The sequence below is a fragment of the Streptomyces sp. NPDC031466 genome, assembly GCF_055581265.1.
The window spans coordinates 173,250-195,255 of sequence record NZ_JBVIJT010000009.1 but is presented as its reverse complement, the minus strand read 5'-3'; the positions used below and the strand labels follow the sequence as shown (position 1 = coordinate 195,255).

Genomic DNA, 22,006 nt, shown 5'->3' with positions numbered 1-22,006 from the left:
TCAGAAGAGTGTGCCCTCTTCGGGGCCGTCCAGCTCCTTCAGCAGCTCCGGGCCGTTGTTGCGTACGTTGCTGACCGCCGTGGACACGGGGTAGGCCCGCATCAGGCCGGGCGGGGGCGGCGCCAGGAGGGGGCGCAGGTCCTCGACGTCGGTGCGCGACGGGTCGAGCCAAGCGTCCCAGCGGTCGGGCGTCAGCATCAGCGGCATCCGCGGGTGGATGTCGGCGAGCGAGCGCGGGCCTTCCTCGGGGGCGACGGCGAGCGGGGTCGTCTCGGCCTCCGTGGTGATCACCGTGCAGGTCACCCACCAGGCGAGGGGGTGCTCGTCGGGCAGGGTCTTGTCCCGCCAGAATTCATAGAGGCCCGCCATGGCGAAGACGGAACCGTCGGCGGGGGTCACGAAGTACGGCTGCTTGCGGGGCCGCTTCTTCTTGCCCTCGACCTCCAGCCGCCGCTCCTCGGGCGCGGTCAGCCACTCGTAATAGCCGTCGGCGGGCAGCACACAGCGGCGTGCGGCGAAGGCGCGGCGGTAGGAGGGCTTCTCGTGCACGGTCTCGGCACGGGCGTTGATCATCCGGGCGCCGCCCTCGGGCGTCTTGGACCAGGAAGGGACGAGGCCCCACTTGAGCGTACGCAGCTGGCGAACCGGAGCCGGGTCCTCGGCGTCTTTCAAGGGACGATCGAGCACCGCGTAGACCTCTTTGGTGGGGGCCACGTTGAAATCGGGGACCAGCTCCTCCCCCTCCTCATCGGGCTGCCACTTCTCCACCTCGAAGATCCCCGCGAGGTCCTCGGGCCCACGACTCGATGCATACCGTCCGCACATACGTGCCAGACTGCCACGACCCGATCCCCCAGAGGAGCCAGTTCCGCCCATGGAAAGCACCGCCAACGCCGGCCTGGCCGCCCTCTGGGACCGCGTCTTCGGCACGCAGTCCGCGCCCGAGCAGTGGCTGGTGGTCGGGGCCGGCCTGGTGGCCCTCGCCGTCGTCGTGCCGCACGGCGTCTGGCGTCTGGCCCGCAACGCCATCACCATCGCGCACGAGGGCGGCCACGGCCTGGTCGCGCTGCTCACCGGGCGTCGCCTCGACGGCATCCGGCTGCACTCCGACACCTCGGGCCTGACCGTCTCGCGGGGCAGGCCCACGGGCCTCGGCATGATCCTCACCGCGGCGGCGGGCTACACCGCTCCCCCGCTGCTCGGCCTCGGCGGCGCGGCGCTGCTCTCCTCGGGGCGCATCACGGCGCTGCTGTGGCTCGCCACCGCGCTGCTCGTCGTGATGCTGGTGATGATCCGCAACGCGTACGGCGCCCTGACGGTGGTCCTGACCGGCGGCACCTTCCTGCTCGTCTCCTGGCTGGCGGACACGGACGTCCAGGCGGCCTTCGCGTACGCGGTGGTGTGGTTCCTGCTCCTCGGCGGGGTGCGCCCCGCCTTCGAGCTGCAGGCCAAGCGCCGGCACGGCGGCGCGGGCGACTCGGACGCGGACCAGCTCTCGCGGCTCACCCACGTGCCCGCCGGGATGTGGCTCTTCCTCTTCCACACCGTCTCGCTCTGTTGCCTGATGGGAGGGGCGCGCTGGCTCCTCGACGTCTGAGCGGGGTCCGTGGCAGCCACTAAAGTGAGGGCATGACCGAAACCCCGGCGCACACCGCCCTCTGGCCAGCCCCGCACGCAAGCGGAGCCGTCACCGCGACGGTCCACGTACCCGGTTCGAAATCGGTCACCAACCGCGCGCTCGTGCTGGCCGCGCTCGCCGCCGAGCCGGGCTGGCTGCGCCGCCCGCTGCGCTCCCGCGACACGCTGCTGATGGCGGGTGCCCTGCGCGCGATGGGCGTCGGCATCGAGGAGACGGTGTCCTCCAGCTCCTCCGCGGCGGGCGGCTCCGGCGAGGCCTGGCGCGTGATCCCCTCGGGCCTGCACGGCCCCGCCACGGTCGACGTCGGCAACGCCGGCACGGTCATGCGCTTCCTGCCCCCCGTCGCCGCCCTCGCCGACGGTCCGATCCGCTTCGACGGCGATCCCCGGTCCTACGAGCGGCCGCTGACCGGTGTGATCGACGCCCTGCGGGTGCTCGGCGCCCGGATCGACGACGACGGCCGCGGCGCGCTGCCGCTGACCGTGCACGGCGGCGGCGCCCTGGACGGCGGGCCGGTCGAGATCGACGCCTCGTCGTCCTCCCAGTTCGTGAGCGCCCTGCTGCTGTCGGGCCCGCGCTTCAACCAGGGCGTGGAGGTGCGTCACGTGGGCGGCGCGCTGCCCTCCATGCCGCACATCCGCATGACCGTCGACATGCTCCGCTCGGCCGGCGCGCAGGTGGACACCCCGGAGGCGGGCGGCGAGCCCAACGTGTGGCGGGTGACCCCCGGCGCGCTGCTCGGCCGCGATCTGACCATCGAGCCGGACCTCTCCAACGCCCAGCCGTTCCTCGCCGCGGCCCTGGTCACCGGCGGTACGGTCACCATCCCCGACTGGCCCGCGCACACCACCCAGCCCGGCGACGCGCTGCGCGAGATCTTCACGGAGATGGGCGGCTCCTGCGAACTGACCGAGCAGGGCCTGGTGTTCACCGGCTCCGGCTCGATCCACGGCCTCGACGTCGACCTCGGCGAGGTCGGCGAGCTGACCCCCGGCATCGCGGCGGTCGCGGCCCTAGCCGACTCCCCGTCCACGCTGCGCGGCGTCGCCCACCTGCGGCTGCACGAGACGGACCGCCTGGCCGCGCTCACCAAGGAGATCAACGAACTCGGCGGCGACGTCACCGAGACCGCCGACGGCCTGCACATCCGGCCGCGCCCGCTGCACGGCGGCGTCTTCCACACCTACGACGACCACCGCATGGCGACCGCCGGCTCGATCATCGGCCTCGCGGTGGACGGCGTACGGATCGAGAACGTCGCGACGACGGCGAAGACCCTGCCGGACTTCCCCGACCTGTGGACGACCATGCTCGGGAACGGCTGACGGGCGGTACGACGACCATGCGCCGCTACGGCAAGAACCCCGACGAGGACGACATCCGCGTCCGCCCCAACCGCAAGGGCAACCGCCCCCGCACCCACATCAGGCCCAAGCACGAGGACGCCTGCGAGGGCATGGTCCTCACCGTCGACCGGGGCCGCCTCACCGTGCTGGTCGACGACCGGATCGTGATGGCCATGACGGCCCGCGAGCTGGGCCGCAAGGCCGCCGTGGTGGGTGACAGGGTCGCGGTCGTCGGGGATCTGTCCGGGAAGAAGGACACCCTCGCGCGGATCGTGCGGATCGCGGAGCGCACCTCCGTCCTGCGGCGCACCGCCGACGACGACGACCCCTACGAGCGGGTGGTCGTCGCCAACGCCGACCAGCTCGCCATCGTCACCGCCCTCGCCGACCCCGAGCCGCGCCCGCGCCTGATCGACCGGTGCGTCGTGGCCGCGTACGACGGCGGGCTCGAACCGATCCTCGTGCTGACCAAGTCGGATCTGGCCTCCGCCGACAAGCTCCTGGAGACGTACTCCACCCTCGACATCCCCTACGTGGTAACCAGCCGTGAGGAGTTCACCGACGGCGCGGAGCTGGCGCGGGTGCACGAGCTGCTCGACGGCAAGGTCACCGCCTTCGTCGGGCACTCCGGGGTGGGCAAGACGACGCTGGTCAACGCGCTGGTGCCCGAGGCGCAGCGGCGCACGACCGGGCACGTCAACGCGGTCACGGGCCGCGGCAGGCACACCACCACCTCCGCGCTCGCGCTGCCGCTGGCGGAGGTGGGCGGATGGGTGATCGACACCCCGGGCGTGCGCTCGTTCGGGCTCAACCACGTCGACCCGTCGCGCGTCATCCTCGCCTTCCCCGACCTGGAGCCCGGGACGGAGGGCTGTCCGCGCGGCTGCAGCCATGACGAGAAGGACTGCGCGCTGGACGCCTGGGTCGCCGACGGGCACGCCGATCCGCAGCGCCTGTACTCCCTGCGCCGGCTGCTGGCCACGCGCGAGCGGCGCGAGGACGACTGACCCGGCCGGTGTTTGCGCCGGCGCGGCACCAGGTAGATGCATACTCGCACCAGGCCGGATCGAGCCGGACGAAAGCGGCCGCGGAGTCGTGGGCGAGTGCGGGAGGCAGGGACATGGCGTGGCTGCTGGTCATCGTGGCGGGGTTTCTGGAAACCGGCTTCGCGGTCTGTCTGAAGCTGTCGCACGGCTTCACCCGGCTCTGGCCGACGATCGCGTTCGCCTGCTTCGCGCTCGGCAGCTTCGGCCTGCTCACCCTGGCGCTGAGGAAGCTCGACGTCGGACCCGCCTACGCGGTCTGGACGGGCATCGGCGCCGCGGGCACCGCGATCTACGGCATGATCTTCCTCGGTGACCTGGTCTCCACGCTCAAGATCGTCTCGATCTCGTTCGTCATCATCGGTGTGATCGGGCTCCAGCTGTCCGGCTCCGCGCACTGACGACCCGCCCGGCGCCACCGATCGGTCACCGGGGGGCGACCCAGCGCCCTATGGCCCCGCGGACCACCTCCGCGGGGTCGTCGTCGTCGCGGGCGGGCGCGACCACGTACGACAGGGCGAGGCGGACGGCGCTCTCGCAGGCGAGGGCGAGGTCCGGGTCCCGCGGCCTGCCCCGGCCGCCGAGCGCGGTCACCGCGCGGTCGCGCACCAGCGCGAGCAGCTCCGCCGCCGAGGGCACCCCGGCGTCCGCGCGGCGCTGCGCGGGCACCGGCGACGCGGCCCCGGGGGCCCCGCTCGGCGTGGGCAGCCGATCGCTCCAGCAGCCGGTGAGCGCGGCCCGCACGAGCGCGTTGCCGCGTGCGGCGCCCACCGTCCAAGCGGCGACGGCGGCCAGGCGGTCGGCCGGTTCGCGTTCCTCGGCGAGCGCGCGTTCGACGCCGTGCAGATAGCCGTCGGTCTCACGGCGCAGGAGGGCGCGGGCGAGGCCGTCCTTGCTGCCGAACTCGTTGTAGAGGGTCTGCCGGGACACCCCGGCGACCGCCGCGACCTCGACCATGCGCACACCCGGCCACGGTCTGCGGGCGAGCGCCGTGAAGGCCGCGTCCAGTAAGGATTCCCGTGCTGCGGGCATCCCCGCCTCCCCGGGTCGAAGCGGCTCCGGCTGCCAGAGTTGACGCGCTCGCGGGCACTGTCAAGGGCTCCCGCGCGAGCCCGCGCGAGCGGGCCGGATCGGGCGCTGTGGCCCGCCTCGACCGGGCTCGATACTGTTCACCCATGCCCGACTACCACGATGATCTGCGTCTCGCCCATGTCCTCGCGGACGCCGCCGACGCCCAGACCATGGACCGGTTCAAGGCCCTCGATCTCAAGGTCGAGACCAAGCCGGACATGACGCCGGTGAGTGAGGCCGACAAGGCGGCCGAGGAGCTGATCCGCTCCCAGCTGCAGCGCGCGAGGCCGCGCGACGCGATCCTCGGCGAGGAGTACGGCATCGAGGGCACGGGCCCGCGCCGCTGGGTGATCGACCCGATCGACGGCACCAAGAACTACGTACGCGGTGTGCCGGTCTGGGCCACGCTCATCTCCCTGATGGAGGCGGGCGAGGGCGGCTACGAACCCGTCGTCGGCGTCGTCTCCGCGCCCGCGCTCGGCCGCCGCTGGTGGGCGGCCAAGGGCGGCGGCGCGTACACGGGGCGCAGCCTCACCTCGGCGACCCGGCTGCACGTCTCGAAGGTCTCGCAGCTCTCGGACGCCTCCTTCGCCTACTCCTCGCTCTCCGGGTGGGAGGAGGAGGGCCGCCTCGACGGGTTCATGGACCTCACCCGTGCGGTGTGGCGCACCCGTGCCTACGGCGACTTCTGGCCGTACATGATGGTGGCGGAGGGCGCGGTCGACATCTGCGCGGAGCCGGAGCTGTCCCTGTGGGACATGGCGGCGAACGCGATCGTGGTGACGGAGGCGGGCGGCAGCTTCACCGGCCTCGACGGCCGGCCGGGCCCGCACAGCGGCAACGCGGCGGCGTCGAACGGCCTGCTGCACGACGAACTGCTGGGCTATCTCAACCAGCGGTACTGAGCGCGGTACTGAGCTGAATCAGCGCTGCCGTTCGGACATCCCACGGGCGTTCTGCCCGGATGCCCCGAACTGACCACGCGCGCCCTCTTGTTGGCCCCCGCTCCGCCTGCCACATTGAGAGTCCCCACACTTGTGCACTTGTGAATCCGTTCTCCGAGCCGGGAGCGGAGGCAATCCTTCGCCCACCGGGAGACCGCGGATTCACCAAGGAGGTGGCTCACGCCCATGCACGTCCGCGACGCCATGAGCACGGTGGTCCTGACCATCGGCCCCACCCACACCCTGCGCCAGGCGGCCACGCTGATGTCGGCGCGCCGCGTCGGCGCCGCCGTCGTCCTCGACCCCGACACCTGCGGGCTCGGCATCCTGACCGAGCGCGACGTCCTCAACTCCCTGGCTCTCGGCCAGAGTCCGGACACCGAGATCACCGGTACGCACACCACGACCGACGTCGTCTTCGCGAGCCCCGCGTGGACCCTGGAGGAGGCGGCGGACGCCATGGCGCACGGCGGCTTCCGGCACCTGATCGTCCTGGACGCGGGCGAGCCCGCGGGCATCGTGTCGGTCCGCGACATCATCCGCTGCTGGGCGCCGGTGCGACGCGCGGCGGCGCAGCGGATGACGGTCTGAGAAAACGGCGGCGGGCCGGGGCCCCGAGGGGATCCGGCCCGCCGTCATTCCCCGGCAAGTGGGACTGGTCAGCCGCGCAGGGCCTGGACCGCGGCCTCCAGCCGCTTGCCGAAGTCGGCGTCCGCCTGGCGGAAGTTGTTGATCGCGCGCTCGGCGATGTCGTCGCGCGAGACCTTGGCGATGAAGCCCGACAAGTTCTCGACCAGCCGGTTCTTCTCGTCCTCGGTCATCAGGCGGTAGAGGTTGCCCGCCTGCACGAAGTCGTTGTCCTCGGAGTGGATCGGAGCGGCCTGCTCGCCGGTCACGCCGGTCACCGGGACCGGCTGCCACAGCGGGCGATCGGTCTGGTGCGGCCCGCCGAAGCTGTTCGGCTCGTAGTTCTTCGCGCCCTTGTGGCGGCCGTCGTACAGGAAGCCGTCGCGGGAGTGGGTGCGCGCCTCGGCGGCGTGCGGGCGGTTCACCGGCAGGTGGTCGGCGTTGATGCCGACGCGGTAGCGGTGGGCGTCGCCGTACGCGAAGAGGCGGCCCTGGAGCATCTTGTCCGGCGAGGGGCCGATGCCCGGCACGAAGTGGGCGGGGCTGAAGATGGCCTGCTCGACCTCGGCGAAGACGTTCTCCGGGTTGCGGTTGAGCTCCAGCTTGCCGATCTCGATGACCGGGTGGTCCGCGTGCGGCCACACCTTGGTGAGGTCGAACGGGTTGAAGCGGTACGTCGCCGCCTCGGCCGCCGGCATGACCTGCACACCCACGGTCCACGTCGGGTACTCGCCCCGCTCGATGGCCTCGCGCAGGTCGCGCTGGTGGGAGTCGGGGTCCTCGCCGGCGAGCCTGTCGGCCTCGGCCTGGGTGAGGTTCTTGATGCCCTGGTCGGTCTTGAAGTGGTACTTGACCCAGAAGACCTCGCCCGCCTCGTTGTTCCACTGGAACGTGTGCGAGCCGAAGCCGTCCATGTGGCGGTACGAGGCGGGGATGCCCCGGTCGCCGAAGAGCCAGGTCACCTGGTGGGTGCTCTCGGGGCTGAGCCCCCAGAAGTCCCAGACGTTGTCCGCCTCCTGCGAGCCCGTGTAGGGGTCCCGCTTCTGGGTGTGGATGAAGTCGGGGAACTTGATGGCGTCCCTGATGAAGAAGACCGGGGTGTTGTTGCCGACGAGGTCGTAGTTGCCCTCTTCGGTGTAGAACTTCAGCGCCCAGCCCCGCGGGTCGCGCACCGCGTCGGCCGACCCGAGGTTGCCCGCCACGGTGGAGAAGCGCAGGAACGTCTCCGTCTGCTTGCCGACCTCGGAGAGGAACTTCGCCCGCGTCCACTGCGAGACGTCACGGGTGAGGGTGAAGGTGCCGTAGGCGCCCGCACCGCGTGCGTGCACCACGCGCTCCGGTATCCGCTCGCGGTTGAAGTGGGCGAGCTTCTCCAGCAGCAGCTGGTCCTGCACCAGAACCGGCCCGCCGACGCCCGCCGTCTCGCTGTTCTGGTTGTCGGCCACCGGCGCGCCGGCCTCCGTGGTGAGGGGTCCCTGCGTCACGTGCGCCTCCTGCGTCATCAACCCTGCGGGTGGTTCCTGCGGGTGCTGTCCCTTGGCCAATGCCTGTCCTCTGACCAACGTCGTAATTAATCCTACGATAGACTTTGTCTAAGTCAAGTGAACATCCAAAGTCACACCCGTTCGGGACTGGCGCCCCCGCCTGTTAGGCTGGTTTTCATGAGTGACCTGTTGGAACGACTGCGCGGACGCGGCTGGCGCATGACAGCGCAGCGGCGCGTCGTGGCCGAGGTGCTCGACGGGGAGCACGTCCACCTCACGGCGGACGAGGTGCACGCCCGCGCCACGGACAAGCTGCCCGAGATCTCCCGGGCGACGGTCTACAACACCCTGGGCGAGCTGGTGAGCCTCGGCGAGGTCCTGGAAGTGGCCACGGACCGCCGCGCGAAGCGCTACGACCCGAACGCCCACCGACCCCACCACCACCTGGTGTGCGCCCGCTGCGGCGCCATCCGGGACGTGCACCCCACGGGCAATCCGCTGACCAGCCTCCCCGACTCGGAGCGCTTCGGCTTCACGGTCGAGGGCGTGGAGGTCACCTACCGGGGCGTCTGCCCGGACTGCGCGACGGCCTGAGCCCTCCCGCGTTCACGAATTCCGCGTGGCACGAAGGGCCCGGCACCGAGAGGTGCCGGGCCCTTCGTCTCGCGCGTCCCGCGAGCGCGTCCCGCGACTGACTGACGCACGCACGCGGTCCCGGAAACACCGAAGGCCCGGAATCCTGGGATTCCGGGCCTTCGGCCTTCAGTAGCGGGGACAGGATTTGAACCTGCGACCTCTGGGTTATGAGCCCAGCGAGCTACCGAGCTGCTCCACCCCGCGTCGATGAACACAACAGTACGGCAGGCCTGCGACCAGCGCAAATCCGTTCCGGGGGGGGCGGGGTGGCCCCGGGATGTCTACGCGGACAGTTCCTGCCGCAGCGCCTCGCGCAGCCGGCCCGCCCGCTCCGCGACCTCCGCGGGGCCGAGCTCCACGGCCCGCGAGGCCCAGCGCTGCCCCTGCGCCAGCTGCCCGCGCCGGGCGTACAACAGGGCGAGCCGCAGCGCGGCCCTGCCGTGCCCGGCGTCGGCAGCCCGCGTCCACCACAGGGCGGCCTCGGGCTCGCTGCCCTCGCGGGCCAGGAGCAGCCCGAGGTTGAAGGCGCCGTTGCGGCTGCCGGCCTCGGCGGCCTTGCGGTACCAGCGCGCCGCCTCGACGACGTCTCCCCGGCCGGCGGCCAGCATGCCGACCCGGACCTGGGCCCGCCGGTGGCCCTGCTCGGCCGCGCGCTCGTACCACTCCTCGCACTCGGTCTTCTCCGCCGCGGGCTCGCCGAGAGCAGGCGGTGCCGCGTCGGCGCGACGCGCGTCGAGCAGCGTCCCGAGCCGGTACGCCGCCTCCGCGCTGCCGCCCCCGGCCGCGCACCGCAGATGCCGTTCGGCCTCCTGCTCGTCGCCCTCGCGCAGCCGTGCGGTGCCGACCTGGAGGGCCGCGTCGGTGTGCCCGGCGGCGGCCGCGCGCTCGTACCAGCGCAGGGCGGAGGCCGCGTCGCCACGGCTCGCGTACAGGATTCCGAGGTTGAACGCCGCGTCGACGCTGCCCGCCTCGGCGGCCTTGGAGAACCACGGCTCGGCGCCGGCCGCGTCCCCGCCCTGGAGCAGCAGCACGGCCAGCGCGTTGGCGGCCTCGCGGTGGCCCGCGTACGCGGCGCGGCGGTACCACTGGTCGGCCTGCGAGGTCCTGCCCTGCTCGGCGCAGAGCAGCCCGAGGTTGTACGCGCCGTTCACGTCGCCCGCGTCCATCGCGGCGCGGTACCAGCGCTCGGCGGTCTGGGTCTCGCCGCGCTCGGCGTGCAGCGCGCCCAGCGCGTTCGCGGCGTTGCCGTCACCGTCCTGGGCGGCCTTGAGCCACCACACGGCGGCGCTCTCCTCGTCGCCCGCGTCCCGCAGCAGGAAGCCGAGGGCGCAGGCCGCCCTGGCCTCGCCGTCCTTGGCCGAGTTCAGGTACCAGCGGCCGGCCTCCTTCAGCTCGCCGCGGTGCTCCAGGATCGCGCCGAGGTGCAGCGCGGCCCTGCGGTGGCCGCGCGCGGCGGCCTGCCGGTACCACTGCTCGGCCTCGCCGGCCGGGGTGTGCGTGCCGCCGCCCTCGCGCGCGGCGCGGCCGGCCCGCACCGGGCTCTCGCCGCGCTCGATGGGCTCGCCGCGCTCCGCCGCCGCCCGTCGGTCCAGCGCACGGGCCAGGCGGTACGCGGCCTCGCGGTGGCCGCGCTCGGCGGCGACCCGCAGCCAGCGCTCGGCGCCGACGTCCCCGCGGTGCTCCAGCAGGTCGGCGAGGGCGTACGCCCCCAGGGTGTGGCCCTGCTCGGCGGACTGGCGCAGCCAGTACTCGGCGGCGGGCTCGTCGCCCCGCTCGCGGTGGTAGCGGCCGAGCGCGTGGGCGGCCGCGGCGGATCCCGCGACGGCGGCGACCCGCCACCAGCCGGCCGCCTCGTCGGCGTAGCCGCGCTGGTGGAGCAGGACGCCGAGGTTGTTGGCGGCGGCGCGGTCGCCCTCGGCGGTCGCCGCGCGCAGCATGGACTCGGCCCCGTCCAGATCGCCGCGACGCAGCAGCAGGCTTCCCAGGACGCTCATGGCGTCGACATCCCCGGCCTCGGCGGCCAGCCGATGGCGCATCTCCTCGGCGACCGTCCCGGGATCTTCCTCCCGGTCGGCCGCCTGCACAAACCGCCCTGTATCCAACAGAGTTGCCTTGTCCCCCATAACGTCCATCGTCGCACCACCCGCAACCTGGGTACACCGCATATACCGCGTATACCCACAGCCAGTGAAGTCACTTCGGCGTTTTGTCGACATGCCCACAGAGAGATAAGTGAAACACAGATCCCCCAACTCTCCCCCGTCAGCGCGCCGTTCGCGCGAGTCGACATAGGACACCCGCGATCCCACGGCGGACACCGCGACACACGACAAAGGCCCGGATCCGTAAGGATCCGGGCCTTCACCTTGCAGTAGCGGGGACAGGATTTGAACCTGCGACCTCTGGGTTATGAGCCCAGCGAGCTACCGAGCTGCTCCACCCCGCGCCGTTGTGTTCAAACCGTACCACGGCGCGAGGTGGCTCCTTGACCAGCTGCTAGTCGGCGCTCTTGTCGGCTTCCTTGTCGGAGGGCTTGTCCGCGTTCTTGTCCGTGCCGCCGGCGGTGTCGTCCTTCTTCGCCGCCGCGGCCGACGCGTCCTCGGCCCGCTCCAGTGCCTCCTGGAGGCGGTCCTGCGCCTCGCCGTACTTCTTCCAGTCGCCGCTCTTCATGGCCTTCTCGCCGTCCTCGAACGCCTTCTGGGCGTCGTCGAGCGCGGCCTGGACCGTCGGATCGTTCTTCTTCGGCGGCTTGGTCGGCTCGTCCGCGTCCCCGTCCTGGTCCTCGGCCGGTGGCTTGGTGCCGCCGGCCGCGCCGAAGACCTGGTCCAGGCCCTCGCCCAGGGTGTCCGCGAAGACGGTCTCCGTGCCGTAGGAGACGGCCACCTTCTTCAGCAGGGGATACGCCGACTTGCGTCCTTGCACGTAGACGGGCTCGACGTAAAGGAAGCCGTCGTCCAGTGGCACGGTCAGCAGATTGCCGTAGAGGACGTCGGAGTCGGCGCCCTTCATGTCGCGGACGAAGTTGCCGACCTCCGTCATGGAGTTCAGCTTGTTCTGCACCTGTTCAGGGCCGTCGACGTCGCCCGTCACTCTCAGCAGCTTCATCCGGCCGTAGTTCTCGCTCCTGGCGTCCGCGTCGACCGTCATGAAGGCCCGCAGGTTGGGCCGCTCACTCGGGGTGAACGTCGTCGTCAGTGCGAACTGCTGCTGGTTCTGGCCCGGCGCCTTCATGGACAGGTAGTACGGCGGGACCGCGCTGTCGTCCTTCTTCGTCGGGTCGTTCGGCACCTGCCAGGCGTCACTCGCGTTGTAGAACTGGCCCGGATCCGTGACGTGGTAGAGCGTGAGGAGCTCGCGCTGCACCTTGAACATGTCCTGCGGGTAGCGCAGGTGGTCCTTGAGCGCCGGCGGGATCTCGCTCTTGTCCTTGACGGTGCCCGGGAACGCCTTCTTCCAGGTCTTCAGGACCGGGTCCTTGTCGTCCCAGGTGTAGAGCTTCACGTCGCCGGTGTACGCGTCGACGGTCGCCTTCACCGAGTTCCGGATGTAGTTGACCTGGTTCTGCTGGGCGATCACCGTGCGCTGGCTGTCCTCCTGCGACAAGGAGTCGGCCGTGGTGTCGCCGAGCGTGGTGCGCGAGGCGTACGGATAGCCGTTGGTGGTCGTGTAGGCGTCGACCACCCACTGGATGCGGCCGTCGACCACCGTCGGGTAGACGTCACCGTCGATCGTCAGCCAGGGGGCCACCGCCTCGACGCGCTCCTTGGGCGTGCGGTTGTACAGGATCCGCGAGCCCTCGCCGATCGCTCCGGAGTACAGGATCTGCGGCTCCCCGAAGGAGACCGCGTACGCCGCGCGGTTGATCGGGTTGGAGAGGTTGACCCCGCTGTCGCCCTTGTAGCTGTAGGTCTTCTGACCGCCGCCGTCCTCTTCGTAGTCGAGCTCCTTCTGGGGCCCGCCCACGATCGAGTACTGGGTCGTCTTCTCGCCGTAGTAGATCCGCTGCTCGTAGTCCTTCATCTCACCCGTGGTGGGCAGGCCGGACTCGGTGAACGCCGGGGCTCCCTTGGAGCCCTTCTTGGTCTCCGTGCCCTTGGCGGCGACGACGCCGTAGCCATGGGTGTAGGCGAAGTGGTCGTTGATCCAGTTCCGCTTGTCGAGCTTGTTCACGTTCAGCTCGCGCAGGCCGACGATGGTGTCCTGGCCGTTGTAGCGGTCCACGTCCAGCGTCCGCGGGAACTGGTAGTAACTGCGCTCCTGCTCCAGCTGCTGGAACGTGGGCGAAACGATGTTCGGGTCGTTCAGCCGGTAGTTGGCCGCCGAGTCCGCGTTCTCGCGCTTCTTCTGGCGGTCCTCGTCGACCTTGCCCGCGCCCCGGTAGTCCTCGGGCTTCACACCGTTGATGCCGTAGGCGTCACGGGTCGCCTCGATGTTCTTCTCGATGTACGGCGCTTCCTTGGCCTGCTCGTTCGGCTGGACCTGGAACTTCTGGACGATCGCGGGGTAGAGCCCGCCGATGAGGATCGCCGAAAGCACCATCAGGCCGAAACCGATGACCGGCAGCTGCCAGGTGCGCCGCCACAGCGTCGCGAAGAAGAGCAGGGCGCAGATGACGGCGATGCAGAACAGGATCGTCTTCGCCGGCAGGTACGCGTTCGCGTCGACGTACCTCAGGCCGGTCCAGTTGCCCGTCGCCTTGAAGTCACTGGACTTCACCGCGAGGCCGTACCGGTCGAGCCAGTACGCGACGGCCTTGAGGGAGACGAAGACGCCGAGCAGCACCGAGAGGTGGCCGGTCGCCGCCGCGGTCGCGCGCGCGCCGGGGCTGGTGATCCGCAGCCCGCCGTACAGGTAGTGCGTCAGGGCGGCGGCGACCAGGGAGAGCACCGTGGCCGCGAAGCCGAAGCCCAGCAGGAAGCGGTACCAGGGCAGGTCGAACGCGAAGAACGCCACGTCCATGTGGAACTGCGGGTCCTTCTGGCCGAAGGGCACACCGTTGACCCAGAGGAGCCAGGTGCGCCACTGTCCCGCCGCGGACGCGCCCGCGATCAGGCCCACCAGGGCCGTGATCGCGATCAGCAGCCACTTCTTGTACGGGGCGATGCCCATGCGGTACCGGTCGAGGCTCTGCTGCTCCATCGACATGGCGCTCAGCGGCGGGCGCAGCCGGTGCGCCAGCCAGATGTTCACGCCGACCGCGGCCGCCATGATGAGGCCGAAGACGAAGAAGAGGCCGATCTTGGTCCACAGGGTCGTCGTGAAGACCGATGAGTAATGGACCGAGCGGTACCACAACCAGTCGGTCCAGAACCCGGAGAACATGACGAAGGCCATGGCCAGCACGGCCAGCACGCCCAGTGTCATGAGCAGGGTCCGGACGCGACGGGAGGGTCGGCCCACTCTGATCCGTGGCCCCGACGGGCCTCCGCCGCGGTCCGGCATCTGGAAAGCCAAGGTGCGCACCTCGAAGTTCGCTGTTGATTCGTTGGTCCGTCAGGCCCCCGAGATCGCGGACCCACACCTATGCAACTTACTCACGCTTTACTCGGTTCCCGATTCTCGGGACTAACGAGGCAGGATTGTGACCATGTCCAACACACCCATGGCAGCGAGCCCCCTCACCCGGGCCGTGCTCGAGATCGACGAGTACGTCTCCGGCCTCGGCTGGGACCGGCCCGCCCGCCTCTTCGCGCTCGTCGACACGGCGCGGCTGCGCACCCAGGAACCCGGCCTCGCCTCACAGCTCGGCCTCGACGACGGCGTCGAGCACGCCGGTTTCACCCCCATCGAGCAGGAGGAGATCTCCGCGGACAAACCGCTGGACGAGTTCCTCGGCACCATCGCCTGGCCGGACGCGGTCACGGGCTGCGCCCTCACGGTGGAGCGCCTGATGCTGCCGCCGTCCGCCGAGACGTCCGTCCCCGAGGGCCTCAGCGAGGCCCAGCTGGCGAAGTGGGTGGCCAAGCACCCCGACCGCCAGGAGGTCCGCATGACGGTCGCGGTGCTCCGTGACGGCGCGCGCGAGTCGGCGCTGCGACTGCGCGAGAAGGACTCGCCGACCGAGGTCCTCACCGGCTCCGACCTGGTGCCCGGCCTGGCGGACGCGCTGGCGGCGACGTTCGCGTAGAGCGGCCCATCCATTCGTACATACATACGTACGAGGGGGCGCCGGTGGGCGCCCCCGCTGCCGCTCTGCTTCTGGCGCTCTACTTCGCGGAGCAGCTCGGCAGGGCGTCGGTGTCGCCCTCGCGGATCTTCTTCAGGGCCCGCACGGCGTCGTGGATGGTGTCCACCTTGACCAGGGTGAGGCCGTCGGGGACGTCGCTCGCGGCGGCCGCGCAGTTGGCCTTCGGCGTCAGGAAGTACTGCGCGCCCTTGGCGCGCGCGCCGACGGTCTTCATCTGGATGCCGCCGATGGGCCCGACCTTGCCCCTGTCGTCGATGGTGCCGGTACCGGCCACGAACTCACCGCCGGTGAGGTCCTCCGGCGTCAGCTTGTCGACGATGCCGAGCGCGAACATCAGCCCGGCGCTGGGGCCGCCCACGTCGGCGAGCTTGATGTCGATGGTGAACGGGAAGGTGTGGTCGGTGCCGGCCTCGATGCCCACGATGGCGCGGTCGGCGTCCTCCGCCTTCTTCGTCGTGATCTTGACGTCCTCGGTCCGGGTCGGCTCCTTGTCGGCCTTCTCGGCGGCGGCCGCCTCCTTGACCGGGACGACCGTGAACGTGACGCTCTCGCCGGGGTCGTGCTCGGTGACGAGCTTGGCGACGTCCGTCCTGTCCTTGACGGGCTTGCCGTCGATCTCCTTGATGACGTCGCCCGCGTGCAGCTTGCCCTCGGCCGGGTCGCCCTTGACGACGGTCGAGACGATGACCTGGGACTTCACCGGGAGGTCCAGCTCCCTGAGGGCCGCGACCTTGGCGGTCTCCTGGGACTCGCTGAACTCTTCGGCGTTCTCCTGGGAGGACTGCTGCTCGGTCTTGCCGTCGGGGTAGAGCGTGTCGTGCGGCACCACGATGTTGTCGTGGGCCAGCCAGCCGTAGACGGCCTCCGCGAGGTTCATCTTGTAGTCGGCACTGGTCACCCTGACCGTCGTCATGTTGAGGTTGCCGGTCGTGGGGTACGTCTTGTGCCCGGAGATCTGCAGCACCGGCTCGCCGTCATGATCACCGAGAGTGTTCACGGTGGGGCCCGGGGACATCTCCGCGTAGGGCACTTTGATGAGCACTCCGGCGCAGAGCAGCGCGATCAGCATCAGGGTGGAGGCGAGCATCGTCGCAGTGCGGCGTGGCATGGAACGACAGTACGGGACGGGCCTGTCGGTGCACCTGTGGGGCCGGTCCGTACGGGGCGCCGGCACGGCCGCCCCAGAGGGCCGTGTCAGGTGCCGGAGCGGGACTTCTCCATCGCCTCGCGGAAGGCCGCGTAGCCGTTCAGTTCCGTGTGATCACCGGTGCGGCCCGACTTGCGGTTGCGGGCGGCCCAGCTGCCCCACAGACCCGCACCGACGGCCGCCAGAAGTGGAATCAGCAACCAGGCAAGTGATGCCATGTCGACCTCCTGACCCCATGAGCGACCGCAACTGACTGATCAGCAGATTAACCATCCGCAAGGTCAACGCTCACGGCAGGGGTCGGGTTACGCAACCGGAGCCGCATGGGTCAATCACCCCTGGCCGCCTCCCCCACGCCCCTGACGGCCCGGGTGGGACTCAACAGGCCCCGACCCACTCCTCCTTGCCGTCGGAGAACCGCTGGTGCTTCCAGATCGGCACCTCGTGCTTCAGGTCGTCGATGAGCTTGCGGCAGGCCTCGAAGGCCTCCGCGCGGTGCGGGCAGGAGACGGCGACGACCACCGCGAGGTCGCCGACCGCGAGATCGCCCACGCGGTGCACGGCGGCCAGGGCGCGCACGGGGAACCGGGCGACGACCTTCTCGGCCACCCGGCGCATCTCGGCCTCCGCGGTGGGGTGCGTCGAATAGCCGAGCTCGGCAACGTCCGCGCCGCCGTCGTGGTTGCGGACCGTGCCGACGAAGAGCGCCGTGCCGCCCGCCGCGTCGTCCCCGACGGCCCGGAAGACCTCGTCCAGGGAGAGCGGGGTGTCACGGATCGCGAGGAGGCGGATCGGGTCCTGAGCGGCCTGCTCGCCGGGGTGGTCCATCGTGGTGCGTGCCATGCGGCCATGGTGCCGCACGGCACGGACATCGCGGAATAGATCTTTCGCCCGGCACGCGCGTGTGCCGCCTTGGATCTCCCTACAGCCGACGGGACCGCGGCGGACCTGCCGCGGCCCCGCCGGGCGAGCCCTCAGATCCGCCGCCGCGCCTTGCGCGCCCTGCGCACCACGGCCGCCGCGCCGAGCAGCGCGACCGTCGCCCCCGCGGCGCCCGCCGCCGTGGCGTCCTTGCGGCCCAGACGCCGTCCGGCGACGGTCCGCCGCCCGGAGACCTCCTCGAGCAGCTCCGCGAGCACCTCTTCGTTCGTCCAGCGGGGCCGCCACCCGGCGTCGTGCAGCCTGCTCACGCTGACCACCCAGGGGTACATCGTGTAGGCGAGGTCGCCGGCCGGGGACGGGGTGAGGCCGATGCGGTGCAGCCGGGCGGCGGCGCCGAGCGCGACCGCCGAGGGCAGCTCCATGCGGCGGATCCCGCTGAGCTCCTCGACCTCCTCCTGCTCCAGCCAGCCCTCGCAGCCCACGGCCAGCTCACCGTCGACCTTCTCCAGGACGGCGTACTCCAGGGCGCTGCACAGGTCCTCGACGTGGCAGAACTGCCAGGCCGGGCGGGAACCGGCCACCACCAGCAGGCGCGGCGACTCGAAGTAGCGCGTGAGGGCCGTGTCCGTGCCGCCCACGAGGGTCGCGGGGCGTACGACGGTGACGTTCAGGCCCGGGTGTGCGCGGGGCGCACGCCGGGCGAGCCGCTCGACTTCGAGGAGGTCACCGACACCGGTGGCCTCCGCGGTCGCCCGCAGTTCGCCGTCTTCGGAGAGGGGCAGTTCGTTGTCGGGCAGTGCTCCGTAGACCATCGCCGAAGTGCACAGGACGACCCGGTGGACGCCCGCGGCGGCGGCCGCGGTCAGGACGGTCTGGGTGCCGCGCACGTTGTACGCGGTGCGGGCGGCGCCGTCGGTCTCCAGGTCGAGGTCGAGCGCCAGGTGGACCACGACGTCCGCCCCGCGCAGTTTCTCGGCGATCGCCGGGTCCCGCACGTCCAGGATGTGCCACTGGACCTGCGAGCACTCGCCTCGGCGCTCGTCGATGGCGATGACCTGCTTGATCTCCTCCGAGGCGGCGAGCCGCTCGGTCAGCAGCGCCCCCACGCCGGAGGCGGCGCCGGTGACGGCGACTACGGGCCCACGGGCGGGCACCGGGGTTGACGGGTTTCGCGCTGCGCGAACCTGCGGATCTGGGGAACTCACCGGGCGTCTCCAGCGGTTGTCTTCAGTACGTACGCGGATGACGCGTACGTACCAGGTGGCATCCATCCTGCCGCAGGCCATCAGTCGGCGAAGCACCGAGGCCCGAACCCGTCACGGTGTCTACGCTGGGTGGTGTTGTAGGGCAGCCGCCGCCGGACGATACCGGCGGCCTGACGAGCCGAGGAATCCCGTGAGTGACACCCCATTCGGATTCGGCCTTCCGCCGGAGGAGCCGGACGACGGCGACGAGGGCAGGAAGAAGGAATCCCCCGGACAGGGCCAGGGCGGGGCGCAGGGTGCCGGAGGCGCCGGAAATCCGTTCGGCTTCGCGTTCCCCGGCGCGGGCGGCCCGGGCGGCGGGGACAACCCCTTCGCCGCGATGTTCGGTGCCATGAACCCGAACGACCTGGGCGCCGCCTTCCAGCAGCTCGGCCAGATGCTCTCGTACGAGGGCGGCCCGGTGAACTGGGACATGGCCAAGGACATCGCCCGCCAGACCGTCTCCCAGGGCACGGCGGACGGCAGCAAGGACGCCAGCGTCGGCCCCGCCGAGCGCTCCGCCGTCGAGGAGGCCGTGCGGCTGGCCGACCTGTGGCTGGACGACGCGACGTCGCTGCCCTCCGGGTCCGGCACGGCCGTGGCGTGGAGCCGCGCCGAGTGGGTCGAGGCGACCCTGCCGGTGTGGAAGGAGCTCGTCGACCCGGTCGCCGAGCGCGTCGGCCTCGCCATGGGCGACGTGCTGCCCGAGGAGATGCAGGCCATGGCCGGCCCGCTGATCGGCATGATGCGCTCCATGGGCGGCGCCATGTTCGGCCAGCAGATCGGCCAGGCCGTGGGTGTGCTCGCCGGTGAGGTCGTCGGTTCCACGGACATCGGTCTGCCCCTCGGCCCCACCGGGAAGGCCGCGCTGCTCCCGGTGAACATCGAGAACTTCGGCAAGGACCTGGGCGTCGACAAGGACGAGGTGCGGCTCTACCTGGCGCTGCGCGAGGCCGCCCACCAGCGGCTCTTCGCCCACGTCCCGTGGCTGCGCTCGCACCTCTTCGGTGCCGTCGAGGGGTACGCGCGCGGCATCAAGGTCGACACGGCCAAGCTGGAGGACGTCGTCGGCCAGCTCGACCCGCAGAACCCCGAGCAACTGCAGGAGGCCCTCCAGCAGGGCATGTTCCAGCCGGAGGACACCCCGGCCCAGAAGGCCGCCCTGGCCCGCCTGGAGACGGCTCTGGCGCTCGTCGAGGGCTGGGTGGACGCCGTGGTGCACGCCGCCGCCAAACCCCGCCTGTCGTCCGCCGACGCCCTTCGGGAGACGCTGCGCCGGCGCCGTGCGAGTGGCGGCCCCGCCGAGCAGACGTTCGCCACGCTGATCGGTCTGGAGCTGCGTCCGCGCCGGCTGCGGGATGCCTCGCGCCTGTGGGCCTCGCTCACGGACGCGCGCGGTGTCGACGGCCGCGACGGCCTGTGGGAGCACCCGGACATGCTGCCGACGGCGTCCGACCTGGACGACCCCGACGGTTTCGTCCACCGCGAGCAGCTGGACTTCTCCGAGCTGGACAAGATGCTCGGCGAGGCGGCGGGCAGCGCTTCCTCGCCCGGGCCGGACCTCAAGAAGCCGGACCTCAAGAAGGACGAGGGCCCCGAGAAGGGCGCGGGCGACGACGAGGCCCCGGAGGACGGCGGCAAGTGAGCCTGTACGACGACGCGGTCCTCGTACTGAAGGAGTACGAGGACCGGGACGACCAGGCCGAGCTGCGCCTGGCCTATCTGGACCACCTGTCCGCGCACGGCGAGGACGGCATGTGGAAGGCGTGCACCGCCGGCCATGTGACGGCGAGCGCCCTGGTCGTCGACCCCACCCGGGGGCGGGTGCTGCTGACCCTGCACAAGAAGCTGCGGATGTGGCTCCAGATGGGCGGCCACTGCGAGCCCGGCGACACCTCGCTGGCCTCGGCCGCGCTGCGTGAGGCCACGGAGGAGTCCGGCGTGCCGGGCCTGACGCTCCTTCCGGGCGGCCCCGTGCGCCTGGACCGCCACCCGATCCCGGGCCCGTGCACGCGGCACCTGGACGTGCAGTACGCGGCGCTGGCCCCGGCCGACGCGGTCGAGGCGATCAGCGACGAGTCCCTGGACCTGCGCTGGTTCCCGTACGCCGAGGTGGCGGACGTGGCCGACGAGTCGGTCGTACGTCTGGTGGAGGCCACGAGGGCGCGCCTGTAGAGCGCCTTGGAGCGCCCCTTCGGGGACGTGCCCCAAAAAGGGGGCGCGGGGAACTGCGCGACCAGCCACAACCGGCCCGCAGACAACCCCGCGCCCCTTTGGTGTCCCCGCTGGACACGCGGAGCGCTCAGCTCCAGACGTTCCCCTGGTTCTGCCCCCGGGCACCTTGCTGGCCCAGCCCGAGCTGCGCCTGGGCGCCCCGCCCGATGACCGCGTTCTGCGGCGGCAGCATCTCGCTGGGCTGGACGAGCGCGTAACCCTGTCCCATGAAGCTCAGCTCCCAGCCCTCGCCCGTGTTGCCGCGGCGCCGCCAGACGCCGGAGGAGTGGGTCTGGGCCTGCATCTGCACGCGCAGGCCGTTGGACCAGGCGACGATGGCGTCCGCGTCGGCGTTGACGTACCGGTCGGGCGTGACCTGGAGCATCAGCGGCTGGCCCGACGTCATCAGGGCGACCTTGCCGCGCCCGGAGATGTTGAGCTGGTACTTGCCGGAGCCGGAGATGCCGTACTGGCTGTCCACGGCGATGACCTGATGGGTCAGCGACGAGTCCATCGCGAGGACATAGCTGCTGTCCACGGTCAGGCCGTCCTGGTCCACGTCCACCACATGGATGTACTGGGCGAGGTTGGCGAAGTAGACGGTGCCCTGACCGTGGCAGCGCATCAGGTCCAGGCCCTCACCGGTGTGCGCGCGGGCACGCTGGTTGCCCCGGCTCTGGTACTCGGCGTCGAACTCGATCATCCCCTGGTAGGCGACCATGGCCCCCTTGCGGGCCAGGACGTCGTCGTGCCCCTCCAGAGCGACCCGCAGCAGCTGCGGGTTCTGGACGGAGTAGCGCTCGTGGGTCTGCTGCTCGGCGTGCGCGAAAAGTGGGCTCTGCATGGTGTGTTGCTCCCCCTCAGCCCCGTGCTCGGAGACGGTCGGTGCTGTCCTCGCTGGGCTGTACGACGACGATGCCCTCTCCGGAGAAGCCCATCTGGTAGGCCTCGCCGCTGCCGCGCCCGATGAGGGAGCCGGCCTTGAAGCTGCGCTTGCCCTTCACCTTGAGATTCGGTGACCAGGCGATCAGGGCGTCGGGGTCGACGTACGTCTCGTCCTCGCCGCGCCCGCAGTCGACGACGAGGGGCGTGCCGCGGGAGGTCAGGGCGACCCAGCCCTGACCGGAGATCTTGATGTTCCACAGGCCCTGTCCGGCGAACTTGGCCAGGCCCTTGACCCGCTCGACTCCCCACTGGAGGCAGGCGTCGAAGGCGAGGAGGTTGGTGCCGTTCACCGAGAGGGAGTCACCCGCCAGGTTGATGACGACGACGTCCGCTCCGTAGTCGGCGAGGTAGAGCAGGCCGTCTCCGGAGCACTTCATCAGGGGCGCGCCCTCACCGGTCATCCACTCGCGCGCGACCTGGCGGACGGCGGGCGGATTGGGCTCGTACTGCACGAACCCTTCGTAGGCGACCATCGAGCCGACGCGCGCGAAGAGGTCGTTGCCGCTCTGCATGGCCACCTTGAGCATGTGGTGGCCGTGGTTCTCCATGCGGGCGGCGACGGGTGCGGGAGCGAAGCCCGCGAGCTGCTGATTCATG

At 71.1% G+C, this 22,006-nt stretch carries 21 protein-coding genes and 2 tRNA genes; 10 read left to right on the top strand and 13 right to left on the bottom strand.

What is annotated here, in order from left to right:
- Positions 1 to 825, bottom strand: coding sequence for an SOS response-associated peptidase (locus ACZ5GP_RS23430; RefSeq protein ID WP_468752688.1), 825 nt, complete (start codon positions 823 to 825; stop codon positions 1 to 3).
- Positions 826 to 874: 49 nt separating this feature from the next.
- On the opposite strand from ACZ5GP_RS23430, the gene ACZ5GP_RS23425 reads away from it, so the two are divergent.
- The 4 genes from ACZ5GP_RS23425 (at position 875) to ACZ5GP_RS23410 (ending at position 4,429) form a co-directional block, all read left to right on the top strand.
- Positions 875 to 1,597, top strand: coding sequence for a M50 family metallopeptidase (locus ACZ5GP_RS23425; protein ID WP_468752687.1), 723 nt, complete (start codon positions 875 to 877; stop codon positions 1,595 to 1,597).
- A gap of 32 nt (positions 1,598 to 1,629) precedes the next feature.
- The gene (gene aroA, locus ACZ5GP_RS23420; RefSeq protein ID WP_468752686.1) at positions 1,630 to 2,964 is read left to right on the top strand and encodes a 3-phosphoshikimate 1-carboxyvinyltransferase; all 1,335 of its coding nucleotides are present in this window, start codon (positions 1,630 to 1,632) and stop codon (positions 2,962 to 2,964) included.
- Positions 2,965 to 2,981: 17 nt separating this feature from the next.
- Complete coding sequence (gene rsgA, locus ACZ5GP_RS23415) at positions 2,982 to 3,992, top strand: ribosome small subunit-dependent GTPase A (protein ID WP_468752871.1); 1,011 nt, start codon at positions 2,982 to 2,984, stop codon at positions 3,990 to 3,992.
- Positions 3,993 to 4,105: 113 nt separating this feature from the next.
- Complete coding sequence (locus tag ACZ5GP_RS23410) at positions 4,106 to 4,429, top strand: DMT family transporter (protein ID WP_358588995.1); 324 nt, start codon at positions 4,106 to 4,108, stop codon at positions 4,427 to 4,429.
- A gap of 25 nt (positions 4,430 to 4,454) precedes the next feature.
- Here ACZ5GP_RS23410 and ACZ5GP_RS23405 read toward each other — a convergent pair whose 3' ends face one another.
- Positions 4,455 to 5,060, bottom strand: coding sequence for a TetR/AcrR family transcriptional regulator (locus ACZ5GP_RS23405; RefSeq protein WP_468752685.1), 606 nt, complete (start codon positions 5,058 to 5,060; stop codon positions 4,455 to 4,457).
- Between the two features lie 143 nt (positions 5,061 to 5,203).
- Here ACZ5GP_RS23405 and hisN point away from each other — a divergent pair, with 143 nt between their 5' ends.
- Positions 5,204 to 6,004, top strand: coding sequence for a histidinol-phosphatase (gene hisN, locus ACZ5GP_RS23400; protein WP_468752684.1), 801 nt, complete (start codon positions 5,204 to 5,206; stop codon positions 6,002 to 6,004).
- A 225-nt stretch (positions 6,005 to 6,229) separates the two neighbouring features.
- Positions 6,230 to 6,634, top strand: coding sequence for a CBS domain-containing protein (locus ACZ5GP_RS23395; RefSeq protein WP_468752683.1), 405 nt, complete (start codon positions 6,230 to 6,232; stop codon positions 6,632 to 6,634).
- Between the two features lie 68 nt (positions 6,635 to 6,702).
- Here the strand turns inward: ACZ5GP_RS23395 and ACZ5GP_RS23390 are convergent, their stop codons facing one another.
- Entirely contained in the window at positions 6,703 to 8,154 is a 1,452-nt protein-coding gene (locus ACZ5GP_RS23390; protein ID WP_468752682.1) for a catalase, read from the bottom strand.
- A 177-nt stretch (positions 8,155 to 8,331) separates the two neighbouring features.
- On the opposite strand from ACZ5GP_RS23390, the gene ACZ5GP_RS23385 reads away from it, so the two are divergent.
- Positions 8,332 to 8,748, top strand: a complete 417-nt coding sequence (locus tag ACZ5GP_RS23385; protein ID WP_358698329.1) for a Fur family transcriptional regulator — start codon at positions 8,332 to 8,334, stop codon at positions 8,746 to 8,748.
- A gap of 172 nt (positions 8,749 to 8,920) precedes the next feature.
- On the opposite strand, the gene ACZ5GP_RS23380 is transcribed toward ACZ5GP_RS23385, so the two are convergent.
- The 4 genes from ACZ5GP_RS23380 to ACZ5GP_RS23365 all read right to left on the bottom strand — a co-directional run bounded on the left by ACZ5GP_RS23380 (position 8,921) and on the right by ACZ5GP_RS23365 (position 14,232).
- A tRNA-Met gene (locus tag ACZ5GP_RS23380) sits at positions 8,921 to 8,994 on the bottom strand.
- 77 nt (positions 8,995 to 9,071) lie between these two features.
- A complete protein-coding gene (locus ACZ5GP_RS23375) occupies positions 9,072 to 10,922 on the bottom strand; it encodes a tetratricopeptide repeat protein (protein WP_468752681.1) in 1,851 nt (616 codons plus the stop codon).
- A 240-nt stretch (positions 10,923 to 11,162) separates the two neighbouring features.
- Positions 11,163 to 11,236 (bottom strand) — tRNA-Met (locus ACZ5GP_RS23370).
- 50 nt (positions 11,237 to 11,286) lie between these two features.
- Complete coding sequence (locus ACZ5GP_RS23365; protein WP_468752870.1) at positions 11,287 to 14,232, bottom strand: UPF0182 family membrane protein; 2,946 nt, start codon at positions 14,230 to 14,232, stop codon at positions 11,287 to 11,289.
- A 145-nt stretch (positions 14,233 to 14,377) separates the two neighbouring features.
- On the opposite strand from ACZ5GP_RS23365, the gene ACZ5GP_RS23360 reads away from it, so the two are divergent.
- Positions 14,378 to 14,917: a PPA1309 family protein gene (locus ACZ5GP_RS23360; protein ID WP_358583286.1), complete on the top strand. Its 540-nt coding sequence runs from the start codon at positions 14,378 to 14,380 to the stop codon at positions 14,915 to 14,917.
- Between the two features lie 79 nt (positions 14,918 to 14,996).
- Here the strand turns inward: ACZ5GP_RS23360 and ACZ5GP_RS23355 are convergent, their stop codons facing one another.
- The 4 genes from ACZ5GP_RS23355 to ACZ5GP_RS23340 form a co-directional block, all read right to left on the bottom strand.
- Positions 14,997 to 16,085 (bottom strand): YlbL family protein, encoded by a 1,089-nt coding sequence (locus ACZ5GP_RS23355; RefSeq protein ID WP_468752680.1) that lies wholly within the window; start codon positions 16,083 to 16,085, stop codon positions 14,997 to 14,999.
- An 86-nt stretch (positions 16,086 to 16,171) separates the two neighbouring features.
- Positions 16,172 to 16,342: a hypothetical protein gene (locus ACZ5GP_RS23350; protein ID WP_219688003.1), complete on the bottom strand. Its 171-nt coding sequence runs from the start codon at positions 16,340 to 16,342 to the stop codon at positions 16,172 to 16,174.
- A gap of 160 nt (positions 16,343 to 16,502) precedes the next feature.
- Entirely contained in the window at positions 16,503 to 16,967 is a 465-nt protein-coding gene (locus ACZ5GP_RS23345; RefSeq protein WP_468752679.1) for a molybdenum cofactor biosynthesis protein MoaE, read from the bottom strand.
- A gap of 131 nt (positions 16,968 to 17,098) precedes the next feature.
- Positions 17,099 to 18,211, bottom strand: coding sequence for an SDR family oxidoreductase (locus ACZ5GP_RS23340; protein ID WP_358583282.1), 1,113 nt, complete (start codon positions 18,209 to 18,211; stop codon positions 17,099 to 17,101).
- Between the two features lie 190 nt (positions 18,212 to 18,401).
- On the opposite strand from ACZ5GP_RS23340, the gene ACZ5GP_RS23335 reads away from it, so the two are divergent.
- Both ACZ5GP_RS23335 and ACZ5GP_RS23330 read left to right on the top strand, forming a co-directional pair.
- Complete coding sequence (locus ACZ5GP_RS23335; protein ID WP_468752678.1) at positions 18,402 to 19,895, top strand: zinc-dependent metalloprotease; 1,494 nt, start codon at positions 18,402 to 18,404, stop codon at positions 19,893 to 19,895.
- Positions 19,892 to 20,425: an NUDIX hydrolase gene (locus ACZ5GP_RS23330; protein WP_468752677.1), complete on the top strand. Its 534-nt coding sequence runs from the start codon at positions 19,892 to 19,894 to the stop codon at positions 20,423 to 20,425. The genes ACZ5GP_RS23335 and ACZ5GP_RS23330 overlap by 4 nt, the downstream gene beginning before the upstream one ends.
- 127 nt (positions 20,426 to 20,552) lie before the next feature.
- On the opposite strand, the gene ACZ5GP_RS23325 is transcribed toward ACZ5GP_RS23330, so the two are convergent.
- Complete coding sequence (locus tag ACZ5GP_RS23325) at positions 20,553 to 21,308, bottom strand: AIM24 family protein (protein ID WP_468752676.1); 756 nt, start codon at positions 21,306 to 21,308, stop codon at positions 20,553 to 20,555.
- Between the two features lie 16 nt (positions 21,309 to 21,324).
- Positions 21,325 to 22,005 (bottom strand): AIM24 family protein, encoded by a 681-nt coding sequence (locus ACZ5GP_RS23320; protein ID WP_468752675.1) that lies wholly within the window; start codon positions 22,003 to 22,005, stop codon positions 21,325 to 21,327.
- Between the last annotated feature and the right edge of the window lies 1 nt (position 22,006).